The sequence below is a fragment of the Mesorhizobium sp. M0848 genome (assembly GCF_040319805.1).
In the GTDB taxonomy this organism is placed as follows: domain Bacteria; phylum Pseudomonadota; class Alphaproteobacteria; order Rhizobiales; family Rhizobiaceae; genus Mesorhizobium.
This window is the reverse complement of record NZ_JAMYOM010000005.1, coordinates 229,566-253,741: the sequence shown is the minus strand read 5'-3', so window position 1 is coordinate 253,741 and position 24,176 is coordinate 229,566. Positions and strand designations below refer to the sequence as shown.

At 63.5% G+C, this 24,176-nt stretch carries 21 protein-coding genes; 3 read left to right on the top strand and 18 right to left on the bottom strand.

All coding sequences use genetic code 11. The annotated features are described in order from the left end of the window. Positions 1-123 precede the first annotated feature (123 nt). The 3 genes from NKH95_RS07840 to NKH95_RS07830 are packed head-to-tail and all read left to right on the top strand — an operon-like array spanning position 124 to position 4,058. A complete protein-coding gene (locus NKH95_RS07840) occupies positions 124-2,451 on the top strand; it encodes a type VI secretion system Vgr family protein (RefSeq protein ID WP_023809159.1) in 2,328 nt (775 codons plus the stop codon). A gap of 10 nt (positions 2,452-2,461) precedes the next feature. Further along, entirely contained in the window at positions 2,462-2,884 is a 423-nt protein-coding gene (locus tag NKH95_RS07835; RefSeq protein ID WP_378978123.1) for a DUF6484 domain-containing protein, read from the top strand. Between the two features lie 10 nt (positions 2,885-2,894). Continuing rightward, on the top strand, positions 2,895-4,058 hold the full coding sequence (locus NKH95_RS07830) for a hypothetical protein (protein ID WP_352891284.1): 1,164 nt from the start codon (positions 2,895-2,897) through the stop codon (positions 4,056-4,058). A gap of 1 nt (position 4,059) precedes the next feature. On the opposite strand, the gene NKH95_RS07825 is transcribed toward NKH95_RS07830, so the two are convergent. From NKH95_RS07825 to tssA, 18 genes are read right to left on the bottom strand one after another with little or no spacing between them, the layout of a single operon-like run. Continuing rightward, positions 4,060-5,112 (bottom strand): hypothetical protein, encoded by a 1,053-nt coding sequence (locus tag NKH95_RS07825; RefSeq protein ID WP_352752372.1) that lies wholly within the window; start codon positions 5,110-5,112, stop codon positions 4,060-4,062. Continuing rightward, entirely contained in the window at positions 5,100-6,185 is a 1,086-nt protein-coding gene (locus tag NKH95_RS07820; protein ID WP_050592625.1) for a DUF2169 family type VI secretion system accessory protein, read from the bottom strand. Before NKH95_RS07820 ends, NKH95_RS07825 begins: the two co-directional genes overlap by 13 nt. Positions 6,186-6,188: 3 nt before the next feature. Next, positions 6,189-6,668 (bottom strand): hypothetical protein, encoded by a 480-nt coding sequence (locus NKH95_RS07815; RefSeq protein WP_023809154.1) that lies wholly within the window; start codon positions 6,666-6,668, stop codon positions 6,189-6,191. 3 nt (positions 6,669-6,671) lie between these two features. Next, positions 6,672-7,097: a hypothetical protein gene (locus tag NKH95_RS07810; protein ID WP_023809153.1), complete on the bottom strand. Its 426-nt coding sequence runs from the start codon at positions 7,095-7,097 to the stop codon at positions 6,672-6,674. Positions 7,098-7,106: 9 nt separating this feature from the next. Beyond that, on the bottom strand, positions 7,107-7,952 hold the full coding sequence (locus NKH95_RS07805; RefSeq protein WP_196815287.1) for a DUF4150 domain-containing protein: 846 nt from the start codon (positions 7,950-7,952) through the stop codon (positions 7,107-7,109). Positions 7,953-7,971: 19 nt separating this feature from the next. Beyond that, positions 7,972-8,520: a type VI secretion system-associated protein TagF gene (gene tagF, locus NKH95_RS07800; protein WP_023809151.1), complete on the bottom strand. Its 549-nt coding sequence runs from the start codon at positions 8,518-8,520 to the stop codon at positions 7,972-7,974. Then, a complete protein-coding gene (gene tssM / locus NKH95_RS07795) occupies positions 8,502-12,038 on the bottom strand; it encodes a type VI secretion system membrane subunit TssM (protein WP_352440780.1) in 3,537 nt (1,178 codons plus the stop codon). The genes tagF and tssM overlap by 19 nt, the downstream gene beginning before the upstream one ends. A 1-nt stretch (position 12,039) precedes the next feature. Next, a complete protein-coding gene (gene icmH, locus NKH95_RS07790) occupies positions 12,040-13,362 on the bottom strand; it encodes a type IVB secretion system protein IcmH/DotU (RefSeq protein WP_023809149.1) in 1,323 nt (440 codons plus the stop codon). A gap of 4 nt (positions 13,363-13,366) precedes the next feature. Beyond that, positions 13,367-14,701: a type VI secretion system baseplate subunit TssK gene (gene tssK, locus NKH95_RS07785; RefSeq protein ID WP_023809148.1), complete on the bottom strand. Its 1,335-nt coding sequence runs from the start codon at positions 14,699-14,701 to the stop codon at positions 13,367-13,369. Between the two features lie 39 nt (positions 14,702-14,740). After that, positions 14,741-15,193 carry a type VI secretion system lipoprotein TssJ gene (gene tssJ / locus NKH95_RS07780; RefSeq protein ID WP_023809147.1) on the bottom strand — a complete coding sequence of 151 codons (453 nt, stop codon included), beginning with the start codon at positions 15,191-15,193 and terminating at the stop codon, positions 14,741-14,743. 3 nt (positions 15,194-15,196) lie between these two features. Beyond that, positions 15,197-16,669 (bottom strand): type VI secretion system-associated FHA domain protein TagH, encoded by a 1,473-nt coding sequence (gene tagH / locus NKH95_RS07775; RefSeq protein WP_023809146.1) that lies wholly within the window; start codon positions 16,667-16,669, stop codon positions 15,197-15,199. Next, positions 16,666-17,733, bottom strand: coding sequence for a type VI secretion system baseplate subunit TssG (tssG, locus tag NKH95_RS07770; protein ID WP_352440779.1), 1,068 nt, complete (start codon positions 17,731-17,733; stop codon positions 16,666-16,668). Before tssG ends, tagH begins: the two co-directional genes overlap by 4 nt. Further along, the gene (gene tssF / locus NKH95_RS07765; RefSeq protein WP_023809144.1) at positions 17,697-19,571 is read right to left on the bottom strand and encodes a type VI secretion system baseplate subunit TssF; all 1,875 of its coding nucleotides are present in this window, start codon (positions 19,569-19,571) and stop codon (positions 17,697-17,699) included. The genes tssG and tssF overlap by 37 nt, the downstream gene beginning before the upstream one ends. Before the next feature lies 1 nt (position 19,572). Further along, a complete protein-coding gene (tssE, locus tag NKH95_RS07760; RefSeq protein WP_023809143.1) occupies positions 19,573-20,328 on the bottom strand; it encodes a type VI secretion system baseplate subunit TssE in 756 nt (251 codons plus the stop codon). Next, on the bottom strand, positions 20,315-20,776 hold the full coding sequence (locus NKH95_RS07755) for an Hcp family type VI secretion system effector (protein ID WP_027035516.1): 462 nt from the start codon (positions 20,774-20,776) through the stop codon (positions 20,315-20,317). Before NKH95_RS07755 ends, tssE begins: the two co-directional genes overlap by 14 nt. A gap of 47 nt (positions 20,777-20,823) precedes the next feature. After that, positions 20,824-22,329, bottom strand: coding sequence for a type VI secretion system contractile sheath large subunit (gene tssC / locus NKH95_RS07750; RefSeq protein ID WP_023809141.1), 1,506 nt, complete (start codon positions 22,327-22,329; stop codon positions 20,824-20,826). 3 nt (positions 22,330-22,332) lie between these two features. Next, complete coding sequence (tssB, locus tag NKH95_RS07745) at positions 22,333-22,872, bottom strand: type VI secretion system contractile sheath small subunit (protein ID WP_352440778.1); 540 nt, start codon at positions 22,870-22,872, stop codon at positions 22,333-22,335. A gap of 6 nt (positions 22,873-22,878) precedes the next feature. Next, positions 22,879-24,051 (bottom strand): type VI secretion system protein TssA, encoded by a 1,173-nt coding sequence (gene tssA / locus NKH95_RS07740; RefSeq protein ID WP_352440777.1) that lies wholly within the window; start codon positions 24,049-24,051, stop codon positions 22,879-22,881. Positions 24,052-24,176: the final 125 nt, after the last annotated feature.

The window sequence follows — 24,176 nt, the reverse complement described above, 5'->3', positions numbered from 1 at the left end:
TCTTTGGTCGGCCGGACAACATGTGGTAGGCTCAACATAGCCTGGTGCGGCGGGCCAAAAAGTTCCTGGATGCGGGAACTTCAAACCCACTGCCGGCGGCCGCGTCCAGGAGGGGCACGACCCATGCCGAACGAACGTGCCACGGTTGTGCAAACACCGGTTGGCGCCGAGCTGTTGACCTTCACGCATCTTGTCGGTCGCGATGAGATCAGCCGTTGTTTGGCCTATACGGTAGGGTTCGTCAGCCCCAGCCCCGATATCGATCCGCTGAAGATGCTGGGGGGTGTCGTTTCGGTGGAAGGCGAATCCGATCCGAAACGTTGGTTCAGCGGTCTTGTGTCCGAGTTTCGCCTGACCCGCATAGAAGACCGGCTGGCCTACTACGAAGCGGTCGTCAGGCCGTGGCTCTGGTTCCTCGGCAACACCACCGATTGCCGTATTTTCCAGAACAAGAGCGTCGTCGACATCGTCAAGGACGTCTTCAAGAAATACAGCACGGCGGAGTTCGATCTGCGTCTGCAGGGTTCCTACCCTCCGCGCGAATACTGCGTACAATATGACGAGACCGATCTGGATTTCGTCCAGCGGCTGCTCGAGCATGAAGGCATCCTGTATTTTTTCGAGCATGACGAGGGCAAACACACGCTTGTCCTGACCGATGCGATGAGCAAGCTGAAGCCGGCGCCGGGCTACGAGAAAGTACCTTATCATTTTGAAGGGCAGGGCTCCCGGCGCGATGTCGAATACATCACCGAATGGATACCGGGCAGTTCGGTGCGTCCGGGCGCCTATGCCCACACCGACTATGATTTCAAGAAGCCGGGCGCCGACCTTATGGCCAAGTCGGCCCAGCCGTTCAGTCACAAGCTGGCCGCCGGCGAAAACTACCGCCAGCCCGGCGCGCATCTCGAAGTCGGCCGGGGCGACAACCTGGCCGCGATCCGACGCGAGGAGATCCAGGCCGTCCACCAGCGTATCGCCGCGGTCGGCACCGTGCGCGGCCTGTTTTCGGGCTGTACGTTCAAGCTCGATGGCTTTCCGCGCGAGGACCAGAACCAGGAGTATCTGGTGGTCAGCGCCGAATACAGGCTGTTCGATCCGGGATACAGAAGCCATGCCGACGTCGACAGCGAGAACTTCAAGGTGATCCTGGGCGTGGCGCCGACCGCCTTGCCCTATCGTCCGCCACGGATCACGCCCCGACCGATCATGCGTGGGCCGCAGACGGCGACCGTGGTCGGTCCGTCAGGCCAGGAAATATTCACCGACAAATACGCCAGGGTGAAGGTGCAGTTCCACTGGGATCGCCTGGGCAAGAAGGACGAGAACAGCTCCTGTTTCGTGCGGGTCTCACAGACCTGGGCCGGCAGCGGCTGGGGCTTCATCCAGATACCGCGCATCGGCCAGGAGGTGATCGTCGACTTTATCGAAGGCGACCCTGACCTGCCGATCATCACCGGCCGGGTCTACAATGCCTCGCAGATGCCGCCCTACGGGCTGCCGGCGAGTGCCACGCAATCCGGCTGGAAGTCGGACTCCTCGCTCGGCGGCGGCGGCTACAACGAGCTGATGTTCGAGGACAAGGCCGGCTCCGAACTGGTCAATTTCCAGGCGCAGAAGGACCACAACCTTCTGATCAAGCATGACCGTACCAAGCTGGTGCAGCACGATCAGTCGGACCGCATCGACCACGACGCCAAGCATTCCGTCGGCCACAACCTCGACGAGGACGTCGGCAACAACAAGACAGTCAAGGTCGGCGTCGACCAGACAACCGACATCGGCAAGAACGATACCGAGACGGTGGGCGTCAACCGCTCGCTTACGGTTGGCTCGAACGAGACGATCGGCATCGGCGCGAACTCGACGGAGACGATCGGGTCCAATCACACGCAGACCGTCGGGTTGATCCAGACGATCACCGTGGGCGCGGCGCGAGTGGATTCAGTGGGCGCAGCGGAAACCCGAAGCGTTGGCGCCGTCCAGACGAATCAGATCGGCGCATCGCGCTCGATGACAGTGGGGGCCGGACAGACTCACACCATCGGAGCGGCGGACAATTGGACAATCGCGGCCGCGCAGAGCGTGAAAATCGGCGCGGACCAGAGTTTCGCCATCGGCGGCGCGCAGTCGTCGCAAATCGGCAAAGGCAGGTCGGCAAAAATCGGCGCTGACGACGCAACCGATGTCGGAGGCGGGCACGCGCTCAAGGTCGGCAAGGGCAGCGGAATCCAGATTGCGGACGACAGCTCGATCAAGGTCGGCAAGAACCTGGTGATCGAGGCGGGTGACTCGATCACACTCAAATGCGGCTCGGCGTCGATCACGATGAAAAAGGACGGCACCATTGTTGCCGACGGCAAGGACATAACGCTCAAGGGCAGCGGCAAGATTACCGTCAAGGCCGACGGCGACGTGATCGTCAAGGGAAGCACCATCAACAACAACTGAGGGCGTCATCATGGAAGTGCTGGATCGTATCGACGGCGTCGTGATCGGCCTGCTGATCGGTTTCGAGGGCGGGGCACCGCTTGTTGTCTTCGTTGGCAATCCGCGCGAGACGGCGATTGCGGCGCGCAGCCTGACTGAACTGGACATTTCGGCGATCGGTTCAGAACTGGCCCTTCTGTTCGAGGAGGGTGATCCAACGCGGCCGTTGGTCGTTGGACGCATCGTCGATCCGGCGCACAAGAACAGGGAGCTGAAAGTCGCTCGCGAAGGCGACCGTGTCGTCATCACCGGAGACGAGCGCATAGAACTGCGCTGCGGCCTGGCGTCGATCATTCTGGAAAAGAATGGCCGCGTGACCATTCGCGGCAGCCAGTTGACGAGCCAGGCCAGCGGGACCAACCGTATTCGCGGTGGGGCCGTGCATCTCAATTGAGGCGTTGCCTATGCACCGCGTCGCGACCATCGCCGCCATCGTGGATCAGCATGCCGAGGACGCGGCTTTCCTGTGGCTGCGCCGTCGTCGGGAGATCGACGGTCCAATCCTCGACGAAACCGATATCGGTCGCATAGACCAGCGTCTCGAAGCCAATCTTGAAGGGCTCATGGCAGCCGGCAAGGCCGGTTGGGAAGCTGCTCAAGCGCGCTTTGCTGACTACGCCGAACCAGGCGAACTTTTCGTGCTCGGCACTCTGGCAATGCGTTGGAGCGATGCCAAACTGGTAACCTCCGCAATCGACGCCGGCGTAAGCGTGGGTGAAGCCGGCTTTTCAAGCTTGTCCGCTGCGATCGCGCGCACGCCGCGCGATAACCTGCGTCCCTTCGTGGCGCAATGGCTGGACACAAGCGATGCGCGACTACGCTGCCTTGGGCTGTCTGCGCTCTGGCATCACCGCGTCGATCCGGGACCGCGCCTGCATGATCTGGCCAGCCATTCCGACGCGAACGTCCGCCGGCGCGCCGTTCGGCTCGCCGGTGGGCTCGGGCGGCGCGACCTGCTTCCGGCAGTCCTGGCTGGCCTTGATGGCGAGACGGCGAGAGAACGTCTTGCGGCCGCCTTCGCCGCTTGCCTGCTTGGTGAGGCGCGGTCCGCGCACCCAGTGATCGACAAGATCGTGCTGACGGAGACGGACCAAGCGGAGGCGGCGATCGAGATACGCCTGCTGACAACGCCGCCCAAGGCCGCGAAAGGTTGGTTGCAGACGCGCCTCGGCCAGCCCCTGCTACGCGTGGCGGCAACGGCGTCGATCGGCCTGTTTGGCGATCCGTCGCTGATGCCCTGGCTGATCGAGAAGATGCGCGAACCGGAACTTGTCTTTGCCGCCGGGCTGGCGATGCGCGATCTGTTCGAGGTGGATTTCAACGACACCGACCTGTTCACGATAGACCCGGCCGATTTGGGGAAGGCGTTTGAATCTCTGAACCACAGCCCGTTGCCTGTCGCCGATCGCGTTGCTGCTTGGTGGGACGAGGGACGGGGCGGGCGCGGCCGCACGCCTTTCCATTCGATGCGCCGGTTGCGGCTCGACGCGTTGCGCGCGGCCATCGCGGCAACCGATACGCCGCTGACCGATTGGCGCAGGACGCGCCGGTTCCCGGCCTGGATGTAATCTATCGGCGGTTCGCCCGCGCCACGACGGCGGCGGCGCGCAATCCGTTCTCGGATGCGACTTCGCACATGGCAATCGATCCCGGCGCATAATTCTGGACAAGACTGTCGGCGGCCAGCATCAGCGCCAGCGCGCCGCTGGCCGCGCCGGTGTCGCCGACCGTCATCGCCGGATAGGCCGTCGCCATCAGGGTGCGGTGCGTGCGATAGAAGCGCGGTCGGGCAATCAGCATCTCCCAGCCATGATAGCGCTCGCCATTGCCGTTCGAGACGACGAAGTCGATGTCGGGTTCCGATGGTCCCGATCCCGAAACGGCGTCGCGCAGCGCGCCGAGCATGGCGCGGCCCTGGCTGTAGCGCTCGGAAAGGATGCTGTCCGTCTCCTGGGCCATGCCGATGCCATGGATAGCGGCCACGACAGGCTCGCGGCCAGGTTCCCGCAGCAGCCGCACGAAGACGGCCGCCTCGCCAGGAACCAGTCCTTGGGCGTTGTCCGCGCCCTGTAAACGTCCGGTCCGGCTGAGCCGGCCGAGGTCGGTGTGGTTGACGAGGCTGTCGACGCCACCGAGCAGCACTTGTGCGGCGCCTTGATCCTCCATCAGTGCAAGCGCCCGTTCTATCAGTCCCACACTTGCCGCCGCGCCGCCGTCGATGACGCACGAGGCGTGGTGGAATCTCAGGCCTGTTGCGTCGACAACCGCGGCCAGGAAATCGCGCGCCGGAATATCAACGAAAGCCGGATGGTTGCGAAAGCTCTCCGGCGTCGTGATGAGCAGCGCGGTGGCCGCCGCGACCCCCGGCTCGCCCGCGCCGAGCGCTTCGTTGATAGCGCGGGCGGCCATGTTGACCAGCCATTCGCCTTCGTTGCGGCGCAGATGCCGGTGAGTGGGTATGCGCGCGACTACCTGTGGCACTCCGAACGGTTCGGCGAGCGTGATTTCCTCGAAGGCCGAAAGGCTCGCCCGAATGGCTGCGATCGTTTGCCGCGCGTTCAGCCCGGCGGGCGTGACGGCGCCGCCGCCGGCGACGTAGAGCGGCCGCTTCATGGCTGCCACACGGCGCGGTCGACTGTGCCGTCGCCGCCACGCGGGCTGAGATAGCTCTTGCGCTTGCGCCGGGCCACGAGAAAGGCGGGCGTGACATGGCCGAAGACGATTTCCCGCAGCGCCGGCGTGTTCCGTTTTGTCACGTGTGAAAAGCGCGCTTTCAGTGTGACGCGCCACAGATCCGGCTCGACAATCACCGTGTCCGCGGCAAACGGACGTTCCTCGACCCGGTCGTCATAGATCAGCCGCACAGGCGCAACGATGCGCGGCAGGCGGAAGTCCCAGCGGCCGTTCGGTGTCATGCCGATGATCGTGACAGTCTCACCGCCATGGATTGCCGGCAGGTGCTGGTCCGCCGGGGCGCACAGATTGTAGCGCGGATCGAAATCCCCGGGAGGCAGTGGCCACTGCGTGTCGATCCAGGCTTGGTCGTAGGTGCCCGCGAGCGGCAGTCTCGGCATCCAACCCCGCCCGAGCGGGCCGAAGCTGGCCGGTCTGGGCCGATCGGAGGGACTGAGATAAGGTTCGGCGGGGTAGGTGACATTCGGGGCTTGTGTTCGCACTGCCGGATCGGCGGACGAGGCATGGTGATAGCCGACGCCGACCGGGTTGCGTCGGTCAAGCCGGCCATCTGGCAGCGTCCCACCATAGGCGCGCTCGTAAACGATCGGCATGGTTCGGAACAGGGCCGGCGCACTGTAGCCGCCGGCATCGTAGATGCGGTCTCCGACAACGTTGAGCACCTTTTGCAAGCCACCGACGCGGAAACCGACCTGCATCTCCGCCACCGGACGGCGGTTCGGCGCGTGCGCCGAACCGTTGACAAGGATTTCGGCGGCCGGCTTATGCGGCGCAATATCGGCTTCGTAGCGATTGGAGGAATTGGCTGGATCGCCGAACGGGATATCCCAGAGCGCGACCGGCATCTGGTCTTCGCAGACGTCCAGTGCCGGTGCGCCGTCGAGCGCATCGAAGCTTGCCGAGAACATGACGACCAGGACTTCCTGGCCGTCGGCGTCGAGTTGCACATGTGTTGCGGTGGCGAACGGCGTGCGATTCTCGATCCCGACCGCGAACGCCATCGCTCAGCACCAATTGCCGTGTTCGTCGAGGCCGATCGGCCAGTAGGGCATCGCGGTCAGCAGCGTCGCATAGTCGTCATGGCCGCCCTGGATCAGCCACTCGAGAAGTAACACTTCGGGAGGCACCGCACTCGACGCGGAACGCCGGTTTTCCTTGTCGCACGCGAGCCAGTACTTGCGCACGAGCCAGACCACCCTCGGGTGGCCGGCGGGGCCGGCAAGCCCCTTGGCCTCGATCGTTCGGAGGATTGCCTCGCCCATCGGCAGGCCGGTCTCCATGCGCTCCTCGACACTCGCGTTCCATGTCTCGGACGCGACAGCGAACACGTCCACGAAATCGAGCAGATAGGCGGCGAACAGGCTGCGATGTCCAGCCGAGCCGGTCCCCGGCGCCGTCCCTTCCGCGCGGCCTCGGACGTCACCGGGCGCGCGCAGCAGCCGGTAGGTCCCGTTCTGGATGTTGTGGTTGACGAGCAGTGCCATCGCTCAGGACTCCTCGAATTCCGGATCTTCCCCGATGGGAATGAAGTCGAACGGCCTCATGAAGTCCGCCAGCTCGGGCTCGGTGTCGCCCAGCCAGGAGAGGAGCAACGTCACGGGTGGGACCGGCCCGTCCCCCTCGCTCCCTTCGGACAACTGCTTGGCCTCGGAGCCCCACATCTCGCTCCTCCCGGGCTCCGGCCCGCCGCCCGAAAGCAAGTCGTTCAGTCGCGTCGTTTCGAAGTAGTACTTCCGAAACAGGGCAATGACCCGAGGGTGACTCGCTGGTCCCGCCGGCCAGCGGGCGTCGACAAGCTCCCTGTTGACTTCCTGCGCACGAAGGTCATGCCACCATTCCAGCAATGGTGGCACGACGATCTTCAACTCGTCTGTCCAACGATCATAGATGTCTTGATACGTTATCGAGATCATTTCATATCTCTATATGCCCAGGCCGCCAATGTGCTTGTTCATCGCATCGTAAAGCTCGCGGCGATCCAGTGCGCGCATATCCTGGGACTGCTCCATGCTGTGAGCATGACAATGCGGCTGGCACGGAAGGTCGCGCATCCGCTGGGCGAAGCTGCCCGGATCGTGGCACGCTCCCATCTCCCACGCGGTCTTCTGCGGCGGCTGGTGATCGGCGATCATCGTGACCTTGCCGTCAGTCTGCCTTTTGATTTTCTTGTCAATGTCCTTCAGCGCCTTGTCCTTGGCTGGGCCTGAAGCCCGACGAAGGATGTTGGCGCGGTCCTTCTTGCACTGCCAGCAGGTCTGCCCCTGCACGGAAGCGCGCTGGGTCTCGGTCGTGGGGGTATAGTCCTCCGAGTACTTGTAGTCGCGCGGGCAGTCTTCCTTCATCGCGTCCTTGCCCAGCACCACCGAGAAGTCGACCATGGCGGACACGTCGACCGTGTTCGGCAGCGGGCTCGCGGTATTCTGCTCCATCGGATCGCCGTGGCGGCAGACTCCCTTGCCCTCGACCTTGACCGTGAACGACCAGAGCTTGAACGAGCCCTTACCCTTGATGCGATGGGTGACCACGCCGGCGCCAAGTCCAGGCGTGGCCGCTTCGTTGCCCGTACTCAGCGCCACTTCGGAAGAGTTCTCCAGCGCCGTCGGTGTTCCCTGCACCTTGACGCTCTTGCTGCCTTTGATGAGATCGCTGGCCGAAAGCATGTTGACATATGGAACCGGCACCGGTCCCGCTGGCGGCGGCGGCGGGCTGAGGCAGACGTCGCCCGGCGCGACGCCCTTGCCGCCGCTTGCCTGGTGGAAGAAGCCCATCTTTTCGGCGTAGACCGTGTTACCCATGGCTCAGGACCCCGCCGTCTCCGGCGATGCCGCGCATCGCGGGCAGGGCATTTTGAGCAAGGTCGTGGATGTCGGCGAAGCCGAACTCCCTGACCTCCCAGTCGTCGCTCCAGAATGCGATCTTGTCGGTCGCGGCGGCGGCGCCCGGAGGTGGCAAAATCTGAAGGCTTTCGGCCAGCCGGGTCTGCGCCCAGTAGTTGTCGACGCAGTTCTGAAGAAGCGAGGCCACTGCATCGTACCACGGGTCGCCCGGCTCCGGCGGGGCCCCAAGCCGGACGATGGCGAACGGATAACGGCGGCCGACGCGATCCTCGCTCATGCGCCAGACGCCGGCACAGGGCTGGTCGCCGAAAATGCCGCCCTTGACGATGAAGCGCCAGACACGCGAATCCAATTCCCCCTCGTCTGGCCTCTCGCGCAGTTCCATCGACATCCACCGGTCCCAGCGGTCGATGAACGCTCGCGGCAAGTTCGCGGCGACAAAATCTCCGGTCGCCGGAATCTTGCCGAAGAAGCCGGTGCTCATATCTGCGGCGGACATGAGAATTTCTTGAACATTTGCAGGTTGTAAGGGTTTTCGACGCTGGCGGCCTTGAGCTCGAAATCGGCGTACATGCCTTTCGTGCCCAGCCGCAGGCTGTAGACATCGGACAGCGAGGTTCCAGTGAATCGGCCGCTGCGCAGCATCCTCAGCCACGCCCAGCTGCCGGTCTCGTTGAGCATGATTTCGGGCGAACCATCGATGGGCTGGAAGGCGAGCGAGATGACCCCGGTGCCGTCCTTGCCGGGCCAGGTCATCGGTTGCGGCCGCGTCGCGTTGTTGAAGTAGACGAGGGTCTGGCCATCGAGATTGAGCGTTACGCGCGTGACGTTCGGAGACAGGTCCTTGGGTTCCAGCGTGAAGCTCATCACCGGTCCTGTACCGCCGGGAAAGAGATCGTCGCGTATCCGCCTGGCCTGCTCGAAAGCCGCCAGCGCCGAAGGGTCGAGGCCGAAATCGGCACGCCATTTCCACGGCTGGCTGGCGGTGTCGACATAGCTGATCAAATGGTCGTTGGTGAACGCGTCGATCAGGCCCGCCGGTCCGAACAGGCGGGCGAAGTCGCGGACATTGACGTCCACCGCGCTTTCGGGACTGAACGGATAGCGGTCGTTGAGCGCCGCCTGGCAGAAGGGCAGGATGTCGGCGCGCCAGATGGCGTTGAGCTCCGAGGTGACCGCCTTTTGCGTCAACCCGCTGGTGTCGCCGGCGACACCGCCGAGCCAGTCGTCGACCGGGTCGGGCAGGATTTGCGCTTGCCTTGCGACCGCCCCCGTCAGTTCGGCGAGGCCGCCTTGCTTCTTGATGGCATCCTGGGGATCGGGATTGGCCGTGACCGTCTGCAAAACGTTGGACAGCGCCGTCAAAGCCACCACCGCGGCGTCGAGTGCTGGCGGCTGGCCGTCGACCTCGGCAATAGCACCTTTGAGCGGCTTGAAGTGTTCGGCCACCAGGTTGCCGGTAAGATCCACCTCGTCAGCTGAGCCCGCGCGTGGAAGCAGCTTTGCCCCCGTTTTGACGATCTTGCCGAGCTTGCCGAGTTTGCCGAGCAGTTTCGAGCCGCCCTTGGCCGCCGCCTTGTCGTCGGCCGGCGCTTCATCGGACCGGGTAAGCTCGGTCTCCTGAACGACCGCCGTGAGCAGGCGTTTCAGCGCTGAATCGGCGCTGGAAAGATCCTTCAGATTCTCACTGGCGACATTGAGGTCGCTCAACGGCGCCAGCCTCATATCGCGCAGGAAGCTGTCCCACTGTGCGATATAGTCGTCGTAGTAGAGCTTCAGGATGTCCTCGGACAGCGCCGACACGGACGTTTCGGAGTTCTCGGAGCAGCCCCCGGCGAAGACCGCCCGATCCAGCGCCGCTTGTGCTGCCACATCCTCGATCCGGTCGAGAACGGCGTCATGGAAGCCTGCATAGGTGAATGCTCCCGAAATGCCGACGCGAAGCGTCTTGCCGGAGCGACGCGCAAAAACCTTGGCGCCGTTGGGACCGGCGAAATTCGCCGGAATCCATTCTTTGAGCCCGGCCACTACCGGATCGGCCAGCAATTGCTTGTAGGCACGCGCCGGCAATGAAATCGTGCATACCGTTTTCAGCGCTTCGGCAACCAGCGCCTGGTCGGGCTCGATATAGCTTTCGTCGACCGTCATCCGGCGGATGGCCGCAAGCTGATGCTCTTCGGCATCGGCGGTTGGAAATGGTGCTGCGGCCGCGAATTCGGGAAGGCTGTTGACCCACCAGTTCTGGGTGTAGTCGGGATCCATCTGCGACAGACCCGTCATCATACGATAGGTCTTGAGAGCGCCGAGCATGAAATCCGGATCGCGGATCTGCCGCCACATGGTGGCCTCGAGAAGGGCCACCATGTGCGGCTCAAGCACGTTGCGCAAGGCGTGATCGTAGGTGTCGGTCTGAGCCCGCACCAGTTCCGCCGAGGCCGATGGCCCTAGCAGATCCTGGACAGCGGCCGGCGGTGCTGTCCGGGCATTTGAGACCGCGTCCATTGCCTCGAGCGCGCCGTCGATGGCAGGCTGCTGCACCGATGCCGGGTTTGCGGCAGCCGAGGTCAACGGCGTCTGCAGCGCTTCGAACTGGCTTGCCTGGGCCGAGATCGCATTGCGGTTGTCGTAGTAGGACCAGGCAAACACCGCACTGGCCAGCAAGCCCGCTGTGGCACAGGCAGCCGCCGCGCCCCGCCAGATCCAGGCGCGGCGGCGTTGCGCCAGCGGGTCGAACGTACCCAGGCCTGCTTCCTTGAAGATGACTTCGGTGAGCAGGTTCTTCAGGAAGAAGCTGCGTTTCTCGACCCTTGGTGCGGGCAGGACCCGCCGTGGCGGAAGACCGAAAGACGACGACAGCGCCGCGGTCAGTCGGTCGATAGGCGCCCCTTCCTGAGTCGCCGACGTCAGGTAGAGGCCGCGCAGCCATGCAGCCTCTTCATACCGGCTTTCGCCGAACATCGCCTCGACCAGCACCTGGATCGGTTCGGACAGGCTTGCGAGTTGGGCAGGAAACCGGAAGATCTCTGCACGGGCGGCGAGTTTTTCCTCATCCTCCAGGCGCGGCACCAGCCGCCGCTCCAGCTCCGTCGCCAGCGTCGAAATTTCGCGTTCGATGGTCTTGGCATCCACGCGCGCATCCAGCGCGAAGGTCGTTCCCCACACCTGCTCGCGCGAGGCGGTGGACAGACCGCCGAAGAAGGCTTCGAAACCCTTGATCAGATCGGCCTTGGTCAGCATCAGATAGACCGGAAGGCGGATTTCGAGCCGGTCGTTGAGCTCGGCCAACCGGCGGCGGATCTTGCGGCCGTGCGCCTTGATGGCTTCGTCGCCCTCCGAAAGCACGTCGATCGAAAGCGCCACGATGACGCCGTTGAGCGCGCGGCGGCCGCGATGCTTCTTCAAAAGGTCGAGGAAGCCCAGCCATTCCGCCGCGTCCACATCGGGCTGGCTCTCCTGCTGCACATAGCGGCCGGCGGTATCGATCAGAACCGCGTTTTCGGAAAAGAACCAGTCGCAGTTGCGGGTGCCGCCGACCCCTTGCAGGTCGTCGGTGAGGTCGATCGGAAAATTCAGTCCGGACTGCCGCAGAGCCGTGGTCTTGCCGGTGGCCGGCGGCCCGACGATCACATACCACGGCATGTCGCGCAGAAACTTGCGGCCGCCCAGCTTGCGGCGCTTCAGTTCGGCCATCACCTCGGCGAACTTGGCACCCACGGCAGCGACGTTCTCTTCGCCGGGGCTCAGCGGCTTTTCCACCGCGGGCGCGGCAATGTCGGCGACGAACAGGCGGTTGGCGCGGATCGCCCGGCGCTGGGCGACGATCAGCCAGATCAGCCAGAAGATGACCAGCAGCGCGATGATGACGATGCGCACATTTTCAGAGGCGAACGGTTCGTAGGCACCGACCCTGACGATCGGACCGAACACCCAGATGACCAGGGAAAGCAGCGTGATGCCGATCAGCGTCCACAGCCAGCGCGATGTCAGAACCGCCCAGAGGAAGCGCAGGATGAACATCTCACAGCCTCTTTTCGACAAGCACCTCGGCGCGGCGGTTCAAGGCTCGCCCCTGGCGCGTGCTGTCGCTGGCCACTGGATCGGTGGCCGCGCGGCCCTCGGAATGGACGCGGTCCCGTGGCACTCCGTTCTGGACCAGCATGTCGGCAATCGTCTGGGCGCGAGCCTCGGACAGCCGCTGGTTGGTCGACAGCGGATTGGTCTTTTGCAGAGGAACGCCGTCCGTATGACCGATCACCGTGATGTTTCCGATCAGCTCCTGATTGGCGAGGATCACCTTGGCGATCGAACCGATCAGAGGCTCGAAGCCTTCGGTCAGTTGTGGCCGCGACGACTGGAACAGTTCGGGGTTGGAGGCCTGGATGATCAGCTTGGCCAGCGAGACGCTCTCGGTGCCGCTGAGGGCGGATCTGAGGTCGGCCGGTGCACCGGCCTGAAATTCCGGCAACAGCGCAAAATCCACTTTCTCCGGCGGCGGGGCCTCGACCTTGGGCGACGTACGGCTGATGTCGCCGCGTGCAGGCGGCGGCAAGGTGCGCACAAGTGCGGAAAGCTCGACCGCCTGGCTGCTCAGTCCCATCGAGAGCCCGATATGGATCGCTGTGGAAACAACCGCCGCACCGAGCGCCATGACCCAGATCGGAACGATGAAGCGCTGCGGCTCGTCGGATGCGATCACGCCCTTCCAGTTTGGCGACAGTGGCGCGCCTTCAGCGTCGGCATCGCGCAGGAAGCGTGCCGCCGCCACGCGAACGGCATTGAGCGAACGGTCGCCTGATCGCCCAGGCACGCGATATTTGCCGCGGAAACCGAGCGCCATGCAATCATACTGCAGTTCCAGCAATTCGCGATCGCGGTTGGGATGGCGTTCCAGTTCGTCGAGACGCGTGAAGAACTGCGTGCCGGCATCGACATCGCCACGCAGCATGACCACAAGCGGCTGCCGAGGCCAGGCGCTGGCCCCACCCCAGGGCGTGTTCAGAGCCAGATCATCGAGCAACGCCGCCACGATCCAGGCTGCCTGGTCGGCCCTCTCCATCGAGGATCCCGTCGACATTGCCATGTCGCGTGCCCGAACCAGTTCTTCGAGCAATCGGGTGCGCAACGTTTCCGGATTCTCCGGCGGCAGCGCACTCTCGAGCTCGGGAGCGAACTCGAGCAAGGGTGCGAATGCGTTGACAAGCGCGTTCGGGTGGGTCCGAGACCGCTTTACCACCGCCCCCGGCAACAGCGGCGCCATCGGTCGCGGCATCGGCGCGCCGGTCAGTCGTATGCGGGTGCGTTCGCGATCATCCGACAGTCCGAACGGATCATCGCGGCTCATGATCTCACCTGTTCACCGAATAGCAGTCCACCTGCGGCTCGCTTGGCAACACGCCCGAAACGCCGATGACAAAGCCGGGAGCATCGAGCAGCGAGGCCCAATGCTCGCTTTTCTGGTCCAGCTCGAGGCACAGCCGATCGCCATCGTAGGGGATCTCGCGCGGCTGGGAATGAAGCGGTTTCAGCGGAATGCCGGGCAATCGCGATTTCCACAGGCCCTCGAACTGGTCGGCCGAGCCGACAGTCGCCTGATTGACGAATATCTTGCGCAGCGCGTCCTCCGACAGCTCCGAACCGACCCGGATGACGATCCGGCTGGCCACCAGCAGCTTCGGGTTGTCGATGCGGATTTTCCAGACATTGGTCGAATGCCGCATGACAGGCAGCGCACGCGATTTAGGCTCGATGTAACGCAGGCTGAGGATGAGCGAGCGCAGCGCATCCGCCAGCGCCGAATAGGCGGGGCCTGGCGCCATGTGATCGTAAGCGGGTAATTCGCCCAGGCGCCGCGCGCTCGATCCGTAGGTCGCCATCGAACCAGCGAGCCCGGCAAGTTCCAGGTAAAGCTCGGCCGGATGGAAGACATCCTGCGCCAGCATGTGGGCGAGCCGCGGACGCGCCGCATTGGCGAGATTGAGCATCAGCAGATCTTCGACGCTGCGCCCAGGCCCGCCCATGACCATCTTGCCATGCGCCTCGGCGATCTGCTCGAGGCCTGTGACAACTTCCAGAAGCAATTGCCGATACCAGGCCACCGCGCCGGTAATCAGTGTCGGCGGCAGGAAGGTCTCGTCCAGAGAGACGCCACCATCGGCTCGAACCCCCTTGAGGTCGGCTATCGGCAAGGCTGTGTAGCCACCGACCGACTTGCCGGGTGCAAGCAGCAGCGCCTGCGGACGGGCGATCTCGATTTCTTCAGGATCTGAACCGCCCTGGACGGCGTCACGCACCGAAACGACCCGCCCGTGATAGCGTGCTCCCGAGGCGGCTGCGTGTGCCGGATCGAAGCCGACACCTCCCGGAGGCTCCAGAGGCAAGGCCACCAGCACCGGCCCGGCGCTCGTGTCCGGGGTGACCGGCAATGGTCGCGGCGCGTCCATCATGTCTGGAATGGAGAAAGGTGTTCCGTCCGGAAAGATGCCCCGTGCGGACAGGATCGAGATCTGGCCGGCCTCCAGCAATGCCTGATCCAGCGTCAGCTGCTGGAAGCCGAACGTATGCAACTGCCCGGCCTGCAACGCGCCGCGCACCGTCGCCTCGAAAAAGCGATCCTGCTGCTGGAAATGCTGGGTCCGGAGAAACAGACCTTCGGACCACAGCACCCTGTTTGCATCGCTCATGCCGCTACTCTCTGCATCGAGCTCCCCTTGCCCTGGCCGTTAGGCGGAAATGCCGCCGCTGCCAAGCGAGACGTTGACCGTAAATTGTGATCCCGCCGACACTGACTTGGTCGTCCGCCAGTTCCGGCCGCCGGGCTCGCGGATCAGTGCAACGAAGCCCAGCGCCGTCGCGTCCGGCTCGACCGTGATGGTCTTGGACGCGGTCTTTCCCGGCCCGACGGCTATCTGGTCGGATCCGATGAGGTCGCCTGCGAGTGCCGAACCGGCATCCCCCTGCAAGGCAAAGTAGTCGGCGGAATTGAATTTGCCGGTGCTGCGCAGCCGCATGACGAGGACCGTCACCGGCCGGTCGCCGCCGCCCGGTCCCGGGTTCATACCGGCCCCGCCGGTCAGTTTGACGGTGATCACCGATGGTTTCGGCGGCCCGCTCTGGCAAGCCGTAAGCAGCCCGGTTGCGCCCAAGGCGACAATGAATTCGCGTCGATCGATCATGTCTCACTCCTCCTCATATGCATCCCGAAAATCAGCGCCGATTTCGCCCAGAAAGCTTTTTTCCGCGCTCTCGGCGATTTCACGGTGGCGTTTCTGGTAAAGCTCCCACAGCTTGGCGCTGCGTCCGCCCGAAAGCAGCGTGCCGATCGCGGAATTCGATTTCAGCTCTTCCTCGATCGCTGTCGGGTCAAAACGGTCAATCATCCGCCGCAAGGCGCCCTGTACGCCGCGCCAGGCGCGCACGTGATGTTGGGCGAGGTCGCGAACCGCGTCGGCGATTGCCGCTTCGCCGGCGAGAAATCCAGGGCTGCGCTCGGCGAGAAGCGTGACGATGGCGTCGTCGACCGTCGGCAGAAACTTGAGCGGATTGACTTCGGAAGCCCCAACCATGGTCTGGGCGACGCGAGCGTTTCCCTTTTCCTCGGCCCGTTTGCGCAGAAGCTGCATCAGGCCTTCCATCATCAACCGATATTCGCGGCCAAACTTCTCCATTTCCGCAATGCTGTCGCGCTCGGGGAAATCGGCTTCCTCGACACCCATGCCATGCAGGAATGCGGAGCGGAGCGCCATGTCCCCCAGTTGCGGCGCTGCCGGCAGGCGGGCGGGTTTGGCAGCAGCACCTGCCCGCGCCGGAGGCGGGACGTCAGCCGCTTGCGCGGGCAAATCCCAGGGATTGGCGGATTGTGGTCGTTGGGCGATGCGCTCGCGCTGCCCGGCCGAGCCGGTGCCGTTTGCCGAACCGGGCGCCGCGGCCGATCCGAAACCAAAATCATCCTTGAAATCGGACGGCTTTCCATGAGCGGGCTCGGCTCCCCGGCTGGGAGACGGCACGGGGTCGAGGCCGAAGGGGTCCGCCTGGTTCGCCGCGCCGCCCGGTTCGCGGTAAGAGGCGGCATTTTTCGACACAGGCGTTGAAACCGGATCGAGGCTGAACGGGTCATCGAAACCAGGCGAACTGCGCTGGCCGGAGGTGGCACGCTCGAACGCGCCTGGAACCGGCCGTTCGAACGGGTCCGGCAAATCCGCCGGACGTGGCCGTCGCGGCTCTTCTTCGACCGTGGCGGAAAAGAAGTCGTCGTGGCCGATGCTCACCGGCGCCCGGGATGCCGGCGGCAGGCGTTCCGGAGCCGGCTGGCCGGCTGTGGGTGCTTGGGCGGTTGGCGTCTGCAGATCGACATAGACGACGTAGTCGCCCAGTCTTAGCCGCATACCGCTTTGAAGACGCGTCGACTTGCCGGCGCCGAGCGGGCTGTCAGAATCGTTTATGAACAATCCGCTGCTTGACGTATCGGTGACGAAATATCCATCTCGCCCGCCCGAGATCCTGCAATGAGCTCGCGAAACGAACATGTCGGGATCGTCGATCTGCCAGCCTGCGTCCGCGCTGCGGCCGATCACCAGGTCGCCTTCGTCCAGCCGGGTGTGCCGTACGGCCTGGGTGCGTGGCCCTTGCTCCAGCGTCAGCAGCAGGCTCATGTCGCGACCCCCGCCATTTCCGGCTGCCATCCGACGATTGTGCGCAGCCGCAGATCGTCAGCATCGCCCCTTTCGGCGGGCCGCGCAAGCCAGGCGGTCCGGCCGAGCTGGACCGCGCCGATACGCGGCGGCGGCACGGCTTCCCGCGCAAGCACGATGCGCAGATCGACGTCGAGCGATTCCCCGACCATGTCGCGAACGGCTTGCTTGAACAGTTTGAACCGCTGGCCACCGGGCAGGAACGCCTTGAAGTCCTCGTACCCCAGCGGGCCGACACGGAGCTCGATTCGGCTTTGGCGGTTGAAAACGCGCGGGCCGATTGTCGCTCCTCGGCCAAGCCCTGCATAGGCTTTTGCAAGACGGGTCTGGAGCCCGGTTGGGATGATTATCCAGGCGGCGATGAACTCCTTAATCTGAACCGGCACCTTGAACGCTTCCGCCAGGAACAGCGTCAGCCGTTCCGGGCCGTCGACCTGGCTGGCGAGCGAAGCCGCCTGGCGAAGCTTCACCGTATCGAGATCGGTGTTCTGGGTGCCCGGAAGTCCTATTCCCGCCATGGCTTCGAGCATGGCGCGAACGCGCCCGCCGACCGCGCGTTCGACCTGTACGGCCGGATGCGCATCCGCCCATGCCCGATAATACAGGGCGATCATGCGGTGCTGAAGAATGTTGACGAAGTCCACGAATGTCGTGTCGCTGGTTTGCTGGGCATCGGCGCCGGTGAACCAGCGCTGCGACAGACGATCGAGCACCCAGCGTGTCAGATGCAGCGGCAGCGGACCTTCGGGTCCCATCAGGCCGAGATTTGCGACGGTGACCCTGGCCGGAGCCTTGTCCTTCGCGTCGTGGAATTCAACCACGTCCCTGGCCGAAAAGCTAAGACGCACATGCTGTCCGAGCCTTGCAGGCTCGCGCTCTGGCGAGCCGGAATAGCCGAACAGCCCGCCCCTCCGTTCGAGTCGGCGCAACAGTTCGAAGAAGTCGAACGTCCCGGACAGCGCCTCGGCATGGTTCGGGTCGACTGTGTCTAGATCAGGTAGCGATTGCCGGGCGTCATCGGCCATGGCACATCCTCCTGCTTCTGCAGCAGCCGCGTACGGGTTCGCACGAAGCCGTTTATCCCGGCATGCCGGGCAAACAGCCGTGCCAGCAGGGCCGAAAGCAGCAATGTGCTTTGCCCTGCCAGGACCAACTGGTCGACATGCAATGTTACTTCCGTGCCACGTCCAAAGCACATCGGGCCGTCGATCTGCAGCCGTTCGATGACCGACCGCGAGTCGATGCGAACGATCGAATGCACGTTGCGGGCAAGGCTCGGATCTCCCCGGTCGGCGTAAAGATCAAGCAGCGCATGCAGCGGATCGACGCCGCGGCCTTCCTTGGCAAGGCTGAGAAAATTGAGCGCCAGTTGCGCCACCAGCCGCCAGGCGAGATTGTCGGCGCGCGATTCGCCCGCCGCGCCCGAAGGCAGCGCCGCGGGGATGGCCGGGCGAGGCGGACGCAACGCGCCGAGAAGCCGCACCGTTTCGACCGGGTCGCCGGCCTCCAGCGTCAAAGTGGGATTGTCATCGAGGATCGGCAGATCGCGGTTGGTGCAAAGCGCCACGATGTCGACACGCTTCAGCGACCGGTTCGCCTGGCTTTCCACCGGGCGTGAAATTGCCAGGAAAACATCGTCCCCTGCGTAGGAGGTGCGGGTCAGCCCGTCGCGCCGCTCGTCTTCCGTCGCGCGACGAGGACGCCGCTCGGTCGAGTAGACCCAGCCACTGCCACGATTCTGACCCAGGCTGAAGAGCTCCGGAATTTCGGCATCGCTGCCCCCGGTGTCGGCGTCCTCCACGCGGATGACCCGATAGATTTCGAAGTCACGCGCCCGCGTTCGGTCGGCATGCAGCACCTGGCGCGTCCTGCGCGGATCAAGCTCGATGACGTTGCACTCACGCTCGAAGAGATTGATGATCGGCGTTGCGAAAAGTTCGAAATCGGCCGGGGTCAAGTCGGCAAGCTCGGGCACTGGACGCCTGAACATGAAGATGATCTCGAGCCCGGCGGCGCATCGGCGCACGACGGGCTGCAGTCCGGAAACCCGCGCATAGTGAAAGCGCTCGGGCATCATGAAATATTCGCGCAGCAGACGGTACCCCTCGAATGTCGGACGGGTCCGAGGCATCAGGGCTTCGTCGTCGCTGATGCCGATCATTTCGGGTTCCGGCAAGGGCGATACGGGGTTGGTCTTGCCTTCCGCGCGTGCGCCAACGGCCGAACAAGCGCCAAAAATCGCGTCGAGAATCAAGGGTGCCTTGGTGCGCCCGGAAAAATAGAGATCAAGCTTGTCGAGCGACAATTCGTCGAGCCTGCCTTTTCCGGTTCGGGCCAGCACGATGCGGAGCGCCGCCTCGCCGGCCACACCGCCGATCGGCCCTATGCCGGCCGCCGCCAGCGCGCTGCGATCTTGAAAATAGCTTACCGAAGTCACCGCTATCGGCCACAGCGTGACGTCCTGGGCGGTGGTGAAGGTGCAGCGCGTCGAAAGGCCGGGCTGCAGGCCGGAAACCAGCCGGGTGTTGCGCTTGACGACATGGCCGGCAACCATCGTCTGGACCTGCTGGCCGGGTTTCAGCACCACCATAGCCGTTGCCGGCGCCGGCGTGACCAGATCGGGATAGAGGACATCCAGCACGCTGCGTGAAAACCGCGAGCGCTCGGCATCGACTTTCAGCCGGGTGCGCGCCGCGAGAAAAGCGACGCCGTCAAGCAACCGCTCGACATACGGATCCGGACACGGCACCGTGTCGAGGGAGAGATTGCGCGCCACCGCCGGATGCAGGTCGGCAAATTCCGCCGCCAGCGCACGGATATGGGTCAGTTCCTCCTCGTAATATTCCACGAAGACCCGATCCATCTCAGGCCTCCCTAAATTCGGTCCGCGCCAAGCCGTTGTCGAGATTGATCGTGGTGCGCAGACGCATGCGTTCCGGCGTCGGCGTCATGATCAGCACCGCGTCAATCTCGATCTTCAAACCCACGCTCTTGTCGCCAAGCGTCACCGTGACCTTCGTCGTACTTTCCTTGAGGCGTGGCTCGAAGGTAGCAAGCACCGAGCGGATCTCGCGGGCGAGCGCCTCGCGATCAAAATCGCGGGAGGAACGGCCCGAAAAGGAGGGCACGCCGTAGTTGATCACGCTTCGGCGCACCTCCGGGAAATCGGCGAGCGACGGCGGGTTGTCCGCTGCCTGCTCGCTTTCGAGATCGGAAAGAAGCGGAACAGCCTCGAAACGCTCGGTGTTGAACAGGGCCTCGATATCGCGCCGCACGGCCTCCCGGAGCACGCGGGCCGACACGACCACGCCGCGGCTTTCCATCTCCACGCGATGCTGGATCTGAAAGGCCAGGCGGTGCAGGCGCCGCTTCTGATCGGCCGTCAGCTCCGCATCGGCATCGATGAGCCGCGCGCTGCCCGCAACCAGACCCTCCAGCCGGTCGGCGCCGAGTTCGTCCTGCAAGGCCTGGCGCAGCCCGTCTATCTCGGAGGTCATGCCCGGCAGGTCGTTTACGAGGCGGTCCCAGAGAGAGGGCTGGACCGCTTCGCGTTTTGCTCGCGAACCAGCGGTGACCTGCAGCTTGTCCGCGTCGGGCCGCCGGCCCTCACTTGCCGACATAGACATCCATTTCGATTTCGTCATTGCCGTCATAGACGAACTTGATCTTCTTGTAGGCGAAGCTGACCTCTTCCTCGATCAGGTCTTCCTCATCCTCCGCCTGCGACAGGTCGTATTCCATGATCGAGGCGTCGGTGAGGGTGACGACCAGGTAATCATTCGTCTCGCCATCGATGGTCCGGCGAGCCGAGAACACCACTTCGTCCAGCGCCTTGTTCTCGAACAGTGCTTTCTTCAGATAGGGCGAGGACTTGTCGTAGTGCTTGGTGAACTTGATCATTCCCAAGGAGACACGGCCGCGGCGCGAGAGCGAATTCGGATCGTATGGCGCGACTATCTTGTAATCGACCCCATGGATTTCGATTTCGTCCTCGTGGCCGTCACGAACGCTTGGGCCTTTGATATCCGGAACTTTTAGAAAGCCATCAATCTTCGTACCTGTGGGCATTGTCTTTCTCCACCGCTTTCAAAAAACCAAGATGGTGTTGCTGCAATTCAAGTCTTCACGGACGGTAGTTCCGAGACCAGTCGGAGCGAGGCATTGATGCCCTCGAGCTGGTAATGCGGACGCAAATAGAAGCGGGCGTTGTAATAGCCCGGCCGCCCCTCAACGCTGTCCACCTGAACCTCGGCCGCGGCAAGCGGGCGCTTGGCGCGCGCCTTGTCGTCGGCGAAGGCCGGGTTGGCCAGCACATATCGGTTGATCCATTCGGTCAGCCAGATCTGCATGTCGGAGCGCTCTTTGAACGAGCCGACCTTGTCGCGCGCAATGGCCTTGAGGTAATGCGCAAAGCGCGAGACCGGGAAGAGATAGGGCAGGTTGGCACTCAGCCGCTCATTGGACTGCGCGTCGGGGTCGACCAGCCGCCCCGCCCGCGTCTCGTCGTCCTGCAGTGAGTGTGCGCCGATGAAGGCCGCGAGATCGGTGTTCTTTCGATGCAGGATCGGCATCAGGCCTAGCTTGGCCAGTTCCGCTTCGCGCCGGTCGTCGATGGCGACTTCGGTCGGACATTTCATCGCGATCGATCCGTCATCGGTCGGGAAGCTGTGCACCGGCAGGTTAAGCACCGTGCCGCCATTCTCGACGCCGCGGATCTGCGTGCCCCAGCCATAGAGCTTGTGGCTGCGGTTTATGTTCACGCCCATAGGGAAGGCGGCGTTCATCCAGACATATTTGTTGTGATCGCCCTGCACCTCTTCCTCGAAGGTGAAGCCCTTCACCGGAACGGTATCCGTGCCGTATGGCAGCCGCGCCAGAACACGCGGCATGGTCAGGCCGATATAGCGAGCGTCCTCGCTCTCGCGCAACGACTGCCACGAGGCATAGGCCGGGTTGGAGACGATCTGCTGGAGATCTTGCGGGTTCGGCAATTCCTGCCAGCTGTCCATGCGGAACAGGCGCGGCGAGGCGGCTGCGATAAACGGCGTGTGTGCTGAAGCACAGATGCCGGAGATGTTACGCAACAAACCGACGTCGCGCGGGTGGTTCGAGAATTCGTAGGCGCCAATCACACAGCCGATCGGCTCGCCGCCAAGCATCGAATACTCGTCCGTATAGACTTTCTTGAAGATCGGGCTCTGATCCCACATCTGGCCTTCATAGTCTTCGAGCGTGTCGGCCAGTTGCTCCTTGGAGATGTTCATCACCCGGATCTTCAGCTTCTGATCCGTCTCGGTGTTGTTGATGAGATACCAGAGGCCGCGCCATGTGCCTTCCATCTCACGCACTTCGGGCGCGTGCAGGATCTCGTTGACCTGTGTCGTCAGCATCTTGTCGATGCCCGCGATCAGCGACTTGATCGACTTGATCGCATTGGAGGAGATGGTGGTGGTCTCGGAACGGGACTGCGCCGCGAGTGCGAGATTGCGCACGAGTTGCTGCAGTTTCTCGCTGTCGTCCTTCTTGACCTTGAAATCCTTCTCGAGAAGCCCGCTGAATTCTCCAAGATCTATGGCTTCCGCCTCGGCGGCGACGGCGGCGGTCTTTTGCTGTTCGGCCATGATTTACTCCCCAACCTTGTCGTCGTCGGCCAGCGCCTGGCTGGCGATCTTGCCAAGAAGTGGTTCGTTGTTCAGAAGTTGCGCGATGCGTTTTTCGGCGTCGACGCGGCCATCCATGAAGCCAAGCAGCTCCTCGAGCTGGCGCCGCATCTTGAGGATCTCGGCCAGTTGCGGAACTTGCTCGGCAATCTTGTCCGGGGCGAAATCGCCCATTCTGGAAAATGTAAGGTCGAGCGCCAGTTCCTCGTCCCGCTCGGCGCCCTCAACCTGAGGCAGCGTATTCTTCACGCGGGCTTTCACTCGTGGTCCGAGCGCCTCCATGAATTTGGGGAAGCGGTTTGCGTCGGTCTCGACAAAGGAACGGTCCAGCACCGACTTTGACGCTTCCTTGGTCTGCGAAGCACCGGAAAGGTCGGCCATCACGCCCATGACAAACGGCAATTCGATCGTCGTCGGGCTACCGTAGGTTTCCACGTCGTAGGCGATCTGCACCCGCGGTGCGCGATTTCGTTCGATAACCTTCGCTTTGCTTTCGGCTGGCATGTGCTGTTACCTTTCATCCTTCTGAGCCGTCTTCTTGACATCGGGAACGCCGGCAAGGAGCCGGAATTCCTTCAGCCCCGACGGCGCGAGATCTTCCATCAGTTCAACGAAATCCATATGCACCATCCGGCGCACGCGCCGCGCTAGGTGCGGAATCGGGCTCGACGGTTCAGTGCGGTCATAAAAGGCGACGACGAGGTCGAGGCATTTCACCACGTCGTCGCGCGAGGAAATCCGGTTGGGAAGCCCCGTGCTCGAGTCCGCGTAGCTTGCCGCACTTGCCATAGTATCGGCTCCATGACCGTTTCGAGCAGGCGTTGCCGGTTCTGCCGGCGTGGGCGGCTTGGCCGCGCCATTCGCCAAGGCGCCGGCTGCCGAATTCCGTTCGAGGGTCGTCAGCAGACGCTGCAGAAACCGCTTCAATTCCGGAACAGGAGCGCCGCCGCCCTCGAGACGGGCGTTGAGAGCGGTCTCGACCGCATCAAGGGCTGCGATCGCTGCCCGGGCGTCGGCGACGAGCAAGACCATTTCTGCGTTGGCTTGATCCATCTGTGCCGCACATCCAGCACGCACCCGGTTCAACAATTGTCCGTGCGCACTGACCAGTGCGGCCTTTTCTGCCGCGTTCAATCCCGAGGCGGCTTCCTGGAGCATGACACGGTCGTCGAGCGCACACCTTTCCAGATCCTTGCCCTGGATCGGGCCGATCGCACGTGGCGCAAAGAACGTCATTTGCCGCAGGTTCGCCAACAACCCCTCCTGACCATTCTGGAGGTCGAGCAGCGCGTTGATACGGCGCAAGGCGGCATCGCGTGGCAAAGCGTTGGGCCGCAGTGCCGGATGCATTGTTTCCCAATGCTGATCGAAGGTCTGCGCAATAAGGGCCAGCCCCTGCGCGAGCCCGGCCAGTCCTTCTTCATTGGCCAGCGCGCGCGTGACGACGACGAGCAGGCGCAGGTCCCGGCCATGCGCACGCAATTCCTCCGCCTTGGCGAGCACCGCGGGCCAGTCGACCGGAATGGTGCTTTGCGAGGCGGGTTTGTTCTGGCCGTCGTGGACGACCTTGATCTCGGGTTCCGTCAGGCGCTCCAGCTCATGAAAAGCCGGGTCGTTGCGCAAATCCTCCCCTGACGGATTTTCACCGTCGAGCGGAGCAAGCCAGAGTGCGACATCAATCACACCAACCCCCAGCGATCGGCCCTCAAACCGTACGTGACCCTACGGTATCACACGGTTGCACTTTACCACAATTCAAGCACTGCTCAAAAAATTAACGAAAGCTGACCAAGCCGCGTCTTGGGTGC

What these genes read in the sequence shown, in the direction of transcription:
- NKH95_RS07840 (WP_023809159.1), top strand. Translation starts at nt 124, where the DNA reads ATGCCGAACGAACGTGCCACGGTTGTGCAAACACCGGTTGGCGCCGAG.
- NKH95_RS07835 (WP_378978123.1), top strand. Translation starts at nt 2,462, where the DNA reads ATGGAAGTGCTGGATCGTATCGACGGCGTCGTGATCGGCCTGCTGATC.
- NKH95_RS07830 (WP_352891284.1), top strand. Translation starts at nt 2,895, where the DNA reads ATGCACCGCGTCGCGACCATCGCCGCCATCGTGGATCAGCATGCCGAG.
- NKH95_RS07820 (WP_050592625.1), bottom strand. Translation starts at nt 6,185, where the DNA reads ATGGCGTTCGCGGTCGGGATCGAGAATCGCACGCCGTTCGCCACCGCA.
- NKH95_RS07815 (WP_023809154.1), bottom strand. Translation starts at nt 6,668, where the DNA reads ATGGCACTGCTCGTCAACCACAACATCCAGAACGGGACCTACCGGCTG.
- NKH95_RS07810 (WP_023809153.1), bottom strand. Translation starts at nt 7,097, where the DNA reads ATGATCTCGATAACGTATCAAGACATCTATGATCGTTGGACAGACGAG.
- NKH95_RS07805 (WP_196815287.1), bottom strand. Translation starts at nt 7,952, where the DNA reads ATGGGCTTCTTCCACCAGGCAAGCGGCGGCAAGGGCGTCGCGCCGGGC.
- tagF (WP_023809151.1), bottom strand. Translation starts at nt 8,520, where the DNA reads ATGTCCGCCGCAGATATGAGCACCGGCTTCTTCGGCAAGATTCCGGCG.
- tssM (WP_352440780.1), bottom strand. Translation starts at nt 12,038, where the DNA reads ATGTTCATCCTGCGCTTCCTCTGGGCGGTTCTGACATCGCGCTGGCTG.
- icmH (WP_023809149.1), bottom strand. Translation starts at nt 13,362, where the DNA reads ATGAGCCGCGATGATCCGTTCGGACTGTCGGATGATCGCGAACGCACC.
- tssK (WP_023809148.1), bottom strand. Translation starts at nt 14,701, where the DNA reads ATGAGCGATGCAAACAGGGTGCTGTGGTCCGAAGGTCTGTTTCTCCGG.
- tssJ (WP_023809147.1), bottom strand. Translation starts at nt 15,193, where the DNA reads ATGATCGATCGACGCGAATTCATTGTCGCCTTGGGCGCAACCGGGCTG.
- tagH (WP_023809146.1), bottom strand. Translation starts at nt 16,669, where the DNA reads ATGAGCCTGCTGCTGACGCTGGAGCAAGGGCCACGCACCCAGGCCGTA.
- tssG (WP_352440779.1), bottom strand. Translation starts at nt 17,733, where the DNA reads ATGGCCGATGACGCCCGGCAATCGCTACCTGATCTAGACACAGTCGAC.
- tssF (WP_023809144.1), bottom strand. Translation starts at nt 19,571, where the DNA reads ATGGATCGGGTCTTCGTGGAATATTACGAGGAGGAACTGACCCATATC.
- tssE (WP_023809143.1), bottom strand. Translation starts at nt 20,328, where the DNA reads ATGTCGGCAAGTGAGGGCCGGCGGCCCGACGCGGACAAGCTGCAGGTC.
- NKH95_RS07755 (WP_027035516.1), bottom strand. Translation starts at nt 20,776, where the DNA reads ATGCCCACAGGTACGAAGATTGATGGCTTTCTAAAAGTTCCGGATATC.
- tssC (WP_023809141.1), bottom strand. Translation starts at nt 22,329, where the DNA reads ATGGCCGAACAGCAAAAGACCGCCGCCGTCGCCGCCGAGGCGGAAGCC.
- tssB (WP_352440778.1), bottom strand. Translation starts at nt 22,872, where the DNA reads ATGCCAGCCGAAAGCAAAGCGAAGGTTATCGAACGAAATCGCGCACCG.